Origin of the sequence: Nonomuraea phyllanthi (assembly GCF_006334985.2) — a bacterium.
GTDB lineage: Bacteria > Actinomycetota > Actinomycetes > Streptosporangiales > Streptosporangiaceae > Nonomuraea > Nonomuraea phyllanthi.
This window is the reverse complement of sequence record NZ_VDLX02000003.1, coordinates 618744-632414: the sequence shown is the minus strand read 5'-3', so window position 1 is coordinate 632414 and position 13671 is coordinate 618744. Positions and strand designations below refer to the sequence as shown.

Genomic DNA, 13671 nt, shown 5'->3' with positions numbered 1-13671 from the left:
CTCACATGGCCGCGGGAATTACTGATCCCCTAACGCACCCCTACGGTTCAGTGCCAGCCGGCGGCCGCGGCCCCGGGGTGCCCGGCGGACCACAGAGGGGCGTCGATGCCGGCGTCGGCCACGGCCCGGGTGAGGGCCAGCACGCCGTGCGGGCCCAGACCGCCGGGGAAGGAGAGCACCCCGTCCACGCGGGCGCCGTTGGCCGCGTCGCGTATGGAGGCGGCGTGGGCGTGGTGGTCGTCGCCGGGGGCGAGGACGACGGTGTTCACCCGGGCGCCGTGTCCTGCCAGCGCCGTGCGGGAGGCCCGTACGAGGGGGTCGTCGGCGCCGAGGGCTGAGACGATCAGCCAGCTCCCCGAGGCGGGCACCGGCGCGTCGCCGGGCACGGCCGCCCACACGGCCTGACGCCGCCACGTCTCCGGGGCCGGCCCCGCCTGCTCGGGGCCGGGCTGGGGTGGGGTCTCGTCACGCAGCCAGTAGCGTTCGCGCTGGAAGGGGTACGTGGGCAGGTCGACCAGGCGGGCGCCGGTGCCCTCGAAGACGGCGTCCCACGGGACGTCGGCCCCGGCCACGTAGGCGGCCGCGGTCGCCCAAGGCTGCTCCTCGCGTTCCCGGTCCTCCTCCGGTGCGGGGGTGGGGGGTGCTTGCGCGGGCGCCGGGCGGGTGGGGGCGGCGTCGGGTTCGGTGGCGCGGACGACGTTGGGTGCGGGGGTGCCGGTGGCGATCGCGGTGAGGCCGCTGAGGAACCCGTCCAGGTCACGGGCGACCACGACGGCACGGCGCGGCAGTCCGGCCCGGGTGGTGGCGAGTGTGAAGGCGACGTCGGCGACGGCGAGCTCCGGGTGGGCGGCGGCGAACTCGTGGATGCGGGCCGCCTGGGCGCGCAACCCTTCCTCGCCCACCCCGGCCACCACCCACGGCAGCAGGCGCCCACCGGCAGTGGCGGAGCCGACCACGTTTCCGTCGGGCGGGGTGGGGGCCTGTTCGAGGATGATGTGGGCGTTGGTGCCGCTGAACCCGAAGGACGACACCGCGCACCTGCGCGGCCGGCCCAGGTCCGGCCAGGTCGTGGCCCGCTCCAGCGGGACGACGCGCCCCGACGACCAGTCGACGTGCGTGGACGGCTCCCCCAGGTGCAGGGACCTGGGCAGCAGGCCGTGCCGCAGGGCCAGCACCATCTTGATGACGCCGCCGATCCCCGCCGCCGCCTGCGTGTGGCCGATGTTCGACTTGAGGGAGCCGAGCCACAGCGGTTCGGCCCGGTCCTGCCCGTACGTGGCGAGCAGCGCTCTGGCCTCGATGGGGTCGCCGAGCGTGGTGCCGGTGCCGTGGGCTTCGACCGCGTCGATGTCGGACGGCTGGAGGCGGGCGTCGGCGAGGGCGAGCCGGATCACGTTCTCCTGGGACGGCCCGCTGGGCGCGGTGAGGCCGTTGGAGGCGCCGTCCTGGTTGATGGCGGAGCCGCGGACGACGGCCAGGACGCGGTGGCCGCGGCGGTGCGCGTCGGAGAGCCGCTCCAGCAGCAGCAGGCCGGCGCCTTCTGCGAAGGCGGTGCCGTCCGCGCGGTCGGAGAACGCCTTGCAGCGCCCGTCCGGGGCGAGCCCGCGTAACCGGCTGAACTCCTGGAAGATGCCGGGCGTGGACATGACGGTGACGCCGCCGGCCAGGGCGAGGCCGCATTCGCCCTTGCGCAGCGCCTGGACGGCCAGGTGGAGGGCGACGAGGGAGGAGGAGCAGGCGGTGTCGATGGTGACGGCCGGCCCCTCCAGTCCCAGCGTGTACGCGACGCGCCCGGAGGCGATGCTGGCGGAGCCGCCGGTGCTGATGAACCCCTCGCACTCCTCGGGGATGCGGGCCAGGCGGCCGAGGTAGTCCTGGTGGACGACGCCGGCGTACACGCCGGTACGGCTGCCGCGCAGCGAGGTGGGGTCGATGCCGGAGCGTTCGACGGCCTCCCAGGCGGTTTCGAGCAGCAGGCGCTGCTGCGGGTCCATGGCGAGGGCCTCGCGCGGGCTGATGCCGAAGAACCCGGGGTCGAAGTCCTCGGCTCCGTGCACGAACCCGCCGGTCCGCACGTACGACTTGCCGGGCGCGTCGGGGTCCGGGGCGTAGAGCCCGGGGTCCCAGCCGCGGTCGGCGGGGAAGCCGCTCATGGCGTCGCGCTCGTCGGCGACGAGCCGCCACAGGTCCTCGGGCGTCTCGACGTCGCCGGGGAAGCGGCAGGCCATGCCGACGACGGCGACGGGCTCGGTGTCGCGGTCGGTGACCTCCTTGAGCCGCCTGCGGGTCTGGTGAAGGTCGGTGGTGACCTTCTTGAGGTAGTCGCGGAGCTTCTCCTCTTGCGTCATGGTGTCTCTTCCTTGCTCTGGCGGGTCACGCGGTTCCCTGTTGCGGAGGCTCAGGAGATGCCGAGCTCGTTGTCGATGAAGTCGAAGATCTCGTCGTCGGTCGCGTCGCTGATCCGCTCGGCGGCGCCGTCGTCGCCGGGCGCGCCGACCTGGGCGATCAGCTCGTGCAGCCGCGCCACGACGGTGGCCCGGGTCTCGTCGTCGAACGGGGCGAGCGCCCAGCCGGCCTCCAGCCTGGCGATCTCGGCCAGTACGGAGGTGCCAGGGGCGTCCGGTGCGATCTCGGCGAGGAGGTGGTCGGCGAGGTCGGCCACGGTGGGGTGGTCGAAGACGAGCGTCGAGGGCAGGCGCAGGCCTGTGGCGGCGTTGAGCCTGTTGCGGAACTCGACGGCCGACAGCGAGTCGAACCCGAGCTCCTTGAACACCCGTCCCGGCTCGACGCTCTCCGGCCCGGCGTGGCCGAGGATGACGGCGACGTGGCCGCGTACGAGGTCCAGCACGTACGCGCGCCGCTCGTCGGGGTCGAGCCCGCTCAGCCGCTCGGCCAGGGTGTCGCGGTCGACGGCGCCGCCGGCGGTGCGTCTGGCGGGCCCGCCGGCGAGGGCGCGCAGCACGGGCGCGAGCGCCCCGGCCGCCGCCGACCTGCGCAGGCCCGCGAGGTCGAACCGGCTGAGCACGGCGAGACTCGCCTCGCCACCGATCGCGGCGTCGAAGAGGGCGAGCCCCTCGTCCACGGTGAAGGGCAGGACCCCGCTGCGGGCGATCCTGGCCCGGTCGGCCGTGTCGAGGTGGCCGGTCATGGCGGTGGCCTGGGCCCACAGTCCCCAGGCGAGGGAGGTGGCAGGCAGCCCGGTCCCGGCCCGGTGGACGGCCAGGGCATCCAGGAAGGCGTTGGCCGCCGCGTAGTTGCCCTGACCGGCGTTGCCCAGAATGCCCGCCGCCGAGGAGAACAGCGCGAACACGGCCAGATCGTCGTGACGGGTGAGCCGGTGCAGGTTCCAGGCGGCATCCACCTTCGGCCGCAAAACCCGCTCCACCTGCCGCGCGGTGAGGTTCTCCACCGTGGCGTCGTCCAGAACTCCCGCCGCGTGCACCACACCCGTCAACGGACGCTCCGAACGGATCTCGGCCAGAAGACCGGTCATGGCCTCCCGATCGGCCGCGTCGCAGGCCACCACCCGCGCCCGCGCACCCGCCGCCTCCAACTCCGCCACCAACTCCGCCCCACCACCGCTACGGCCGGTCAGAACCAGATGCCGCACCCCGCGCTCGATCACCAGGTGACGCGCCAGCGCCGCACCCAACACCCCAGTGCCCCCGGTGATCAGGACCGCCCCCTCCGGATCCAGCGCGGCCGGCACGGTCAACACCACCTTGCCCACATTCCGGGCCTGGCTCAGGTAGCGGAACGCCTCCGGAGCCCGCCGGATGTCCCACGCGGTCACCGGCAGCGGTGTGAGGATTTCCGCCTCGAACAGCTCGCCCAGCTCCGAGAGCAGGTGCTGGATGTGCTCGGGGCCGGGGTCCATGAGGTCGAACGCCTGGTAGTGGTGGTCGGGGAAAACGGCAGCGTCCCGGATGTCGGTCTTGCCCATCTCGATGAACCGGCCGCCCGGGGCCAGCAGCCGCGCCGAGGCGTCCACGAACTCCCCCGCCAGCGAGTTCAGCACCACATCGACACCCCGCCCGCCCGTCACCGCGCGGAAGCGCTCCTCGAAGTCCAGCGACCTCGACGAGGCGAGATGATCGTCGTCGAGTCCCTGCCCGCGCAGGGTGGCCCACTTGCCGGAGCTGGCGGTGCCGTACACCTCCACGCCCCAGTGCCGGGCCAGCTGCAGCGCCGCCTGGCCGACGCCGCCGGCGGCGGCGTGCAGCAGCAGCGACTCGCCGCGCCGGATCCCGGCGAGGTCACGCAGCGCGTAGTACGCGGTCAGGAACGCGGCGGGAGCGGCCGCCGCCTCGGCGAACGTCCATCCGGCGGGTACGCGGGCGAGCAGCCGGTGGTCGGCCACCGACACCGGGCCGACGCCGCCGGAGAGCAGGCCCATGACGCGGTCGCCGGGCGCGAACCCGGTCACGCCGTCGCCCACCTCCAGCACGACGCCCGCGCCCTCGGTGGTGAGCGGCCGTCCGTCGTCGGGCACCATGCCGAGCGCCATGACGACGTCGCGGAAGTTGAGCCCCGCGGCCCGTACGGCGAGCCGTACCTGGCCGGCTGCCGGCGCCTGCGCCGCCTCGGGGGACGGCGCGAGGGACATGGCGTCGAAGTCGCCCTTCTCGCGCATCTCCAGCCGCCACTCCGCGACGCCGTCCGGAGGGACGAGCGCGGGCCTGGCCGTCGTCCTGGCGATGCGCGGCGTGTAGAGCCGTCCGGCGCGTACGGCGAGCTGGCTCTCGCCGGAGGCCAGCGCCGCCGGGATGGCCAGCGCGGACTCGTGCCGGCCGTCCAGGTCGAGCAGGACGAACCGGTCGGGGTGCTCGGACTGGGCCGAGCGGATCAGCCCCCAGGCGGCGGAGGCGGCCAGGTCGGTGACGGGCTCGGCGGCAGCGGTGGCGACCGCGCCGCGGGTGACGACGGCGAGCCTGGTGGCGGCCGACTCGGGCGCGGCGAGCCAGTCGCGCAGGATGCCCAGCAGCCGCTCGACGCCCGCCCGAGCAGCCGGCGCGATGCCGTCGCCGCAGGCACTTCCGCCGCAGCCGCCGGAAGTGCCTGCGCAGACTCCGGAGGAACCGTCGCACGAGCCGGAGGCGCTGGAGGTGTCGCAGCAGACGAACACGGTGTCCGGCCGCGCCGCGGCCGCCTCGGCCGGGGTGGCGTAGGCGGCGGCGCCGGTCTCGGCGTGGGCGGCGGTCCCGATGCCGAAGATGTCGGCCCCGAGTATCGCCCAGTCACCGGGTACGGCGTCCGCGGGCGGCTGGATGTGCTGCCAGTCCACCGTGAACCGCGCGTCGTGGTGGCTGCCGAGCCGCTCCTTGATGACGGGCCGCATGGCGAGCGTGCCGACCGACGCGACCGGCAGCCCGCCGGGGTCGGCCAGCTCCAGCGACACGGCGTTGGCTCCGGCCGGGCTGAGCCGTACGCGCAGGCCGGTCGCGCTGGTCGCGTGGAGGGTGACGTCCGTCCAGGAGAAGGGCAGCATCAGGCCGGTGTTCTCGCCGTGCTCCGCCAGGGCGCCGAGGCCGATGCCGTGCAGCGCGGCGTCCAGCAGCGCGGGGTGGATCCCGTACCCGTCCACGTCGCCCTCCGGCAGCGCGACCTCGGTGAAGAGGTCGTCGCCGGACCGCCAGGCCGCGCGCAACCCCTGGAACGCGGTCCCGTAGTCGAGGCCGGTGGCGCGCAGCCGCTCGTAGAACTCCTCGATCGGGATCCGCTCCGCCCCGGGAGGCGGCCAGGCGGTCATCGGCGCCGGCTCGGTGGCGTCGGCGGGGGCGAGCAGGCCGGTGGCGTGACAGGTCCAGTCCTGGTCGAGCGCGTTGGACGGCCGGGAGTGCACGCCGATCGCGCGCCGTCCCGCCGCGTCAGGCGCGCCGACGGTGACCTGGAGCTGCACGGCGGCGTCGGCGGGCAGGACGAGGGGGGCCTGCAGAGTGAGCTCGTCGATCCGGCCGCAGCCGGCGTGGTCGCCCGCGTGGATGGCGAGGTCCACGAACGCCGTTCCAGGCAGGAGCACCGTTCCCTGTACGGCGTGACCGGCCAGCCACGGGTGTGCCCGCAGCGACAGCCTGCCGGTGAACAGCAACCCCTGGCCGTCGGCCAGCGGGACGGCGGCGCCGAGCAGCGGATGCGCGGCCGCCTCCAGCCCCAAACCGGTGGCGTCGCCGGTGCCCGCCGGGGCCTCCAGCCAGTAGCGCTCGTGCTGGAAGGGGTATGTCGGCAGCTCCGCCACGACGGCTGACCCGCTCGCGGGCAGGACCGGGGTCCAGTCCACGTCCACGCCCTGGGTGTGCGCGTCGGCGAGCGACAGCAGCACCCGGCGCAGATCGCCTTCGCCCCGGCGCAGCGTGCCCGTGACGGCGCCCTCGATGTCGACGGCCTCGAGGATCTGCTGGATGCCCATGGTCAGGACCGGATGCGGGCTGACCTCCACGAAAGCCCGATGACCATCGGCCACCAACCCCCGCACCGCCTGCTCGAACTCCACCGCCTGCCGCAGATTCCGATACCAATACCCCGCATCCAACTCAGCCGTGTCCAGCACCGCGCCAGTCACGGTGGAGTAGAACGGCACCGAACCCGTTTGCGGGGACAGCCCCTCCAACAGGCCGGCCAGATCTTCTTCGATGGCGGCCACATGCGCCGAATGCGACGCGTAATCCACCTCCACCCGACGGGCCCGCACCCCGTCGACCTCACACTCCAGCAACACCTCCTCCACCGCATCCACGTCCCCGGCCACCACCGTGGCCGAGGGGCCGTTGATGACCGCGACGGAGATCCTCTCTCCCCACCGCGCCCGCACCTGATCAGCAGAGAGAGCGACCGACGCCATCGCGCCGCGACCGGCGATCGCCCGCAACGCCCGACTCCGCAACGCCACCACCTTGGCGGCGTCCTCCAACGACAAACCACCCGCGACGTAGGCAGCCGCGATCTCCCCCTGCGAATGCCCCACCACCGCATCCGGGGCGACACCCAGCCACCGCCACACCCTGGCCAGCGACACCATCACCGCAAACAACACCGGCTGCACCACATCCACCCGCTCCAACGCGGCCGGATCACCGATCACCTCCCGCAACTCCCACCCGACATGCGGAGCCAACGCCTCCTGACACGCCCGCATCTCCTCCGCGAACACCGGGCAGCCATCCCACAACTCCCCCGCCATCCCCACCCACTGCGACCCCTGACCCGGGAACACGAACACCCGCTTACCACCGACATTCGCCACCCCCCGCACCACCTGCGCGGCACTACCATCCGAAGCCAACGCCGCCAGACCAGCCCGCAACTGCGCACCATCGGCACCCACCACCACCGCCCGATGCTCGAACCGCGCACGAGCCGCAAGAGCCGACGCGACGGCGGCCGGATCGGCCTCCACGACCGACAGCCGCTCGCCCAGCTCCCGCAGCGCCCCCGCCGACTTCGCGGAAAGGATCCACGGCACCACACCCCCGCCGGACGCCACGGCCGGAGCCGGGCCCTGTTCGAGGATGACGTGCGCGTTCGTCCCGCTGATCCCGAACGACGACACCGCCGCCCGGCGGGGACGACCCGTCTCCGGCCATTCGCGAGCCTCGGTCAGCAGTTCGACCGCGCCCGAGGCCCAGTCCACGTGCGGGGACGGCTCGTCGGCATGGAGCGTCTTGGGCAGGACGCCGTGCCGCATCGCCATGACCATCTTGATGATCCCGCCGACGCCGGCGGCGGCCTGCGCGTGGCCGATGTTCGACTTCAGCGACCCCAGCCACAGCGGCTCCTCCCGGTCCTGCCCGTAGGTGGCCAGCAGCGCCTGGGCCTCGATCGGGTCCCCGAGGGGAGTCCCCGTGCCGTGGCCCTCGACCGCGTCCACGTCCCCGGCCTGGAGCCCGGCGCTCGCCAGCGCCGCCCGGATCACGCGCTGCTGGGAGGGCCCGTTCGGCGCGGACAGCCCGTTGGAGGCCCCGTCCTGGTTGACCGCCGACCCCCGCACGATGGCCAGCACCTGGTGACCGTTGCGCTCGGCGTCGGACAGCCGCTCCACCAGCAGCAGCCCCACGCCCTCCGAGGCGCCGAAGCCGTCGGCGGCGGCGGAGAAGGCCTTGCACCGCCCGTCGGCCGCCAGCCCGCGCTGGCGGCTGAACTCGACGAACATGGCGGGGGTGGCCATGACGACCACGCCGCCGGCCAGGGCCAGCGAGCACTCCCCGTTCCGCAGCGCCTGCGCGGCCAGGTGCAACGCCACCAGCGACGACGAACACGCCGTGTCCACCGTCACCGCCGGACCCTCCAGGCCGTACACGTACGACAGCCGCCCGGACGCCACGCTCGGCGTGTTACCGATCATGAGGTGGCCTTCGTACCCGTCCGGCGCCTCGTGCAGGCGGGCCGAGTAGTCCTGGTACGTCAGGCCGACGAACACGCCGGTACGGCTGCCGCGCAGCGACGCCGGATCGACCCCGGCCCGCTCGAACGCCTCCCACGCCGTCTCCAGCAGCAGCCGCTGCTGCGGGTCGGTGGCCATGGCCTCCCTCGGGCTGATGCCGAAGAAACCGGCGTCGAAGTGCGCGGGCCGCTCCAGGAAGCCGCCCTCGCGGGTGTACGACTTGCCGGTGCTGTCGGGGTCGGGGTCGTACAGGCCGTCGAGGTCCCAGCCCCGGTCGGTGGGGAACGGGGACACGGCGTCCACGCCGTCGGCGACGAGCCGCCACAGGTCCTCGGGGGAGGCGACACCGCCGGGGAAGCGGCAGCTCATGCCGACGATCGCGATGGGGTCGTCGTCGGCCGCGACGGCGGCGGACGTCACGACGGCGGCCCTCTCGCTGGACCCGGCCAGCTCGGCGCGCAGGAACCGGGCCAGCGCCACCGGGTTGGGGTAGTCGAAGACGAGGGTCGCGGGCAGGGTGAGGCCGGTCAGGTTGCCGAGCCGGTTGCGCAGCTCGACGCCGGTGATGGAGTCGAAACCGGCCTCCTTGAAGGCGGTGTCGGACCGTACCTCGTCGGCTGTGGCGTGCCTCAGGACGGCCGCGACCTGGTCGCGTACGGCGTCCAGGACGATCTCGTCCTGTTCCTTCTCCGTGAGTCCCGCCAGGCGGGCGGCGAGCGCCGAGACGGGCTCGGTCTGCCCGCCCGCGCCTGCCTCCAGCAGGGCGCGCACCTCGGGGACGTCCTCGATCAGCGGGCGGCGGCGGCTGGCGGTGAACGCCAGGAAGAACCGTTCCCAGTCGATGTCGGCGACGACGAGGGCCGTCTCGCCGCCGTCCAGCGCCTGCTGGAGCGCCTCGATCGCCTGGCCTGCCGGGATCGGCGGGACGCCGTGCCGGAGGCGGAGCTCCGCGATGGCCTCGTCGGCGTCGCGGCCCGCGCCGCTCCACGGCCCCCAGGCGACGGACGTGGCGGGCAGGCCGGCCGCCCTGCGCCGGTCGGCGAGGGCGTCGAGGTACGCGTTCCCGGCCGCCTGCCCGCCCTGGCCGGGGAGTCCGAGCACGCCGGACAGGGCGGAGAACACCACGAAGGCGGACAGGTCGAGGCCGCGGGTGAGCTCGTCCAGGGTGGCGGCGGCGGTGATCTTGGCCTGCGCGATGGCGGCGATCCGGCCCGGGTCCAGCTCGGCGACCGGGCCGTCGTCCAGGACGTTGGCGGCGTGGAACACCGCGCGGATGGGGGTGCCGTCGGCCGTCTGCCCGTCGATGAGGGCCGCCAGGGTGGCGCGGTCGGCGACGTCGCAGGCGGCGACCGTCACCTGGCTGCCCCGCTCGCGCAGCTCGGCTTCGAGCTCGGCGGCCCCTGGGGCGTCCGCGCCCCGGCGGCCGGCGAGCACGATGTGCTCCGCGCCCAGGTCGGCGAGCCACCGGGCGACATGCGCGCCCAGCCCGCCGGTGCCGCCGGTGACGAGCACGGTCCCGTCCGGACGCCACCCGCCGGTGTCCGTCCGGGTGGGGGTGGCGTGGCCTGGAGCCGCCCTCACCAGGCGCCGGATGAACGCGCCGGACGGGCGGATGGCGATCTGGTCCTCACCGCCGGTGCCCGCGACGGCGGCGCAGAGGCGGTCGAGCGCGGCGTCGTCCAGCTCGGCCGGAAGGTCGGCGAGGCCGCCCCAGCTGCCCGGATGCTCGACGGCCGCGACCCGCGCCAGCCCCCACACCGGTGCCTGGGCAGGCCGGACGTTCTCCACCGCGTCGGTGCCGGGCAGGCGCACGGCGCCACGGGTGAGGGACCACACGGGGATGTCCAGCCCGGCCAGGCCGTGGACCAGCGCGAGCGTGCCGGTCAGTCCCCGGGTGAGCGACTCGTGGACGGGATGCGGGCGCTCGTCCAGCGGCAGCAGCGAGACGACCCCGGCCAGGTCGTGACCGGCGACCAGCTCGCGCACGCCCTCGGCGGTGGGCTCGGCGAGTGCGGCGGTGATGACGACCGCCCCGTGCCGGGCCAGGGCGTCCGCGACGGCCCTCGCGTCCCGGCCGACGTCCCCGAACGCCGCCGCACCGCCTCCGGGCACGCGGCCACCAGCCCCCGGTACGCCGCTTCCGGGGGTAAGGACCAGCCAGGTCCCGGTGAGGGTGGCCGGGCCGGTGTCCGGGGTGGGGCGCCATGACACCCGGTAGCGGCGGCCGTTGGCGGCCTTCCCGCCGGTCCGGCGGCGGCGCCACGACGACAGGGCGGGCACCACGGCGTCGAGCGAGGCGCCGTCCACCTCCAGCGTCCCGGCCAGGGCTTCGATGTCCTCACGCTCGACGGCGTCCCAGAAGAGCACGTCGTCGGGGTGCCCGGCGGCGGCCCGCGCGTCGAGCCAGTAGCGGGTGCGCTGGAACGGGTAGGTGGGCAGCTCGACCCTGCCGGGGCCGCTGACGATCTCCTCCCAGTTCACCGGGCCGGACCCGTCGAGCACCGCGCGCCAGTCCACCCGCCCGCCGCGTACGTGCAGGTCCGCCATGGAGGCGAGGAACCGTTCCCAGCCGGGCTGGTCGCGGCGCAGCGAGCCGGTGACGACGGCCGGCGCGTCGGCGGGGACGTCGTCGAGGATCTCCTGCAGCCCCGCGACCAGCACGGGGTGCGGGCTGGACTCGACGAAGACGCCGTAGCCGTCGCGCCGCAGGGCGCGGACGGCGCCGTCGAGGTCGACGGTGTGGCGCAGGTTGCGGTACCAGTAGGCGGCGTCCAGCGTGGTGGTGTCCAGCCGCTCTCCGGTGACGGTCGAGTAGAACGCGACGGCGGACGCGGACGGCGTGATGCCGTCCAGGGTCCGCAGCAGGTCCTCCTCGATGGTCTCGACGTGCGCGGAGTGGGAGGCGTAGTCGACGGGGATGCGGCGGGCCCGTACACCGGCAGACTCGCAGTGGGCGGCGAGCTCGTCCAGCGCCCCGGGGTCGCCGGCGACGACGGTGGCGCGCGGCCCGTTGACGGCGGCGACCTCCACCCGGCCGTCCCACCGCTCCAGCAGGATGCGGGCCTCGGCGGCGGGCAGGGCGAGCGACATCATGCCGCCGGTGCCGGCCAGCGCGACGAGGGCCTTGCTGCGCAGGGCGACGATCTTCGCGGCGTCGTCGAGAGTCAGCGCGCCCGCCACGTGGGCGGCCGCGATCTCGCCTTGCGAGTGGCCGACCACGGCGTCAGGGGTGACGCCGTACGACTGCCACAGGCGGGCGAGCGCCACCATGACCGCGAACAGCACGGGCTGGACCACGTCCACCCGCTCCAGCGAGGGCTCGCCGGGCGCGCCCCGGAGCACGCCGGTCAGCGACCAGCCGACGTACGGGCGCAGCGCCGCCTCGCAGGACCGGATGCTCGCCGCGAACGTCTCGGAGGAGTCCAGCAGGTCGACGGCCATCCCGGCCCACTGCGAGCCCTGGCCGGGGAAGACGAACGCCACCTGGCCCGTGTCGCCCGCGAGTCCGTGGACGACGGTGGCGCCGTCCGCGCTGCTCTCGCCCGCCGCGACGGCCCGGAGCCCGGCCAGGAGGCCCTCCCTGTCGGCGGCCAGGACGACGGCCCGGTGGTCGAGGGTGGCGCGGGTGGCCACCAGCGCGGCGCCGATGTCGGCGGGGGCCGGTTCGGGGCCGGCGTGTACGGCGTCCAGCAGCTGGGCCGCCTGGTCCCGCAGCGCCCGCTCGCTCCGCGCGGACAGCACCCAGGGCAGCACCCCGACCTCGTGCGCCGCGGCCGAAGCCGACTCGACGGCCGGGCCGGCGGTGCTGGCAGGGCCTGCGACGGTGACTGGGTCGGCGACGGTGACTGGACCGGCGGTGGTGGCGGCGGGCTGGGGCGCCGAGGGGTCGGTGGCGGGCTCGGTCGCGGGAGGGGCCTGTTCGAGGATGACGTGGGCGTTGGTGCCGCTGATGCCGAAGGCCGACACGGCGGCCCGGCGGGGACGCCCGGTCTCCGGCCACGGCTGGTTGTCGGTGAGCAGTTCGACCGCGCCCGACGCCCAGTCCACGTGCGGCGACGGCTCGTCGACGTGCAGGGTGCGAGGCAGCACCCCGTTCCGCATGGCCAGCACCATCTTGATGACCCCGGCCACCCCGGCCGCCGCCTGGGTGTGGCCGATGTTGGACTTGACCGAGCCGAGGAGGACCGGCGTCTCCCGCCCCTGCCCGTACGTGGCCAGCAGCGCCCGCGCCTCGATCGGGTCGCCGAGCGTGGTGCCGGTGCCGTGGGCTTCGACCGCGTCCACGTCGGCGGTGGTGAGGCAGGCGTCGGCGAGCGCCTGCTCGATGGCCCGCTCCTGGGCGGGCCCGCTGGGCGCGGTGAGCCCGTTGGAGGCGCCGTCCTGGTTGATGGCGGAGCCGCGGACGACCGCGAGCACGTGGTGGCCGTTCCTGCGCGCGTCGGAGAGCCGCTCCAGGAGGATCAGCCCGAGCCCGTCGGAGAACCCGGTGCCGTCGGCCGCCGCGGCGAACGCCTTGCAGCGCCCGTCGAGGGCGAGGCCGCGCTGCCTGCTCATCTCCAGGAAGATGCCGGGCGTGGACATGACGGTGACGCCGCCGACGAGCGCCGTCGAGCATTCGCCCTTGCGCAGCGCCTGGACGGCGAGGTGGAGGGCGACGAGGGAGGAGGAGCAGGCGGTGTCGATGGTGACGGCGGGCCCCTCCAGCCCGAAGGTGTAGGCGACGCGGCCGGAGGCGACGCTGGTCGTCCCGCCGGTCAGGAGGTAGCCCTCCAGGTCCTCGCCGGGGTCGCTGGGCCGCGGCCCGTACCCCTGGAAGATCACTCCGAGGAAGACGCCGGTCTGGCCGCCCCGCACGGTGGTGGGGTCGATGCCCGCCCGCTCGAACAGCTCCCACGACGATTCCAGCAGCAGGCGCTGCTGCGGGTCCATGGCGAGGGCCTCGCGCGGGCTGATGCCGAAGAAGCCCGCGTCGAAGTCCCCGGCGTCGTGGAGGAAGCCGCCGCGCCGGGTGCACGTCTTCCCGGCCTGTCCCGGTTCGGGGTGGTAGATGTCCTCGACGTCCCAGCCGCGGTCGCCGGGGAAGTCGGTGAGGGCGTCCTCCCCTGTGACGAGCAGGCGCCAGAGGTCTTCGGGGGTGTCGGCGCCGCCGGGGAAGCGGCAGCTCATCCCGACGATCGCGATGGGCTCGTGCTCGCGCTCCTCCGCCTCGCGAAGGAGGCGGCGCGTCTGCCGCAGATCGGCCGTGGCCCGCTTGAGATAGTCGCGCAATACCTGCTCGTTCGACATGTACGTGC

Annotated in this window: 2 protein-coding genes; both read right to left on the bottom strand. The window is 74.7% G+C overall.

The annotated features are described in order from the left end of the window. Positions 1-47 precede the first annotated feature (47 nt). Positions 48-2348: a beta-ketoacyl synthase N-terminal-like domain-containing protein gene (locus FH608_RS11490; RefSeq protein WP_317135554.1), complete on the bottom strand. Its 2301-nt coding sequence runs from the start codon at positions 2346-2348 to the stop codon at positions 48-50. A 50-nt stretch (positions 2349-2398) separates the two neighbouring features. After that, positions 2399-13663, bottom strand: a complete 11265-nt coding sequence (locus FH608_RS11485) for a type I polyketide synthase (protein WP_139630386.1) — start codon at positions 13661-13663, stop codon at positions 2399-2401. Positions 13664-13671: the final 8 nt, after the last annotated feature.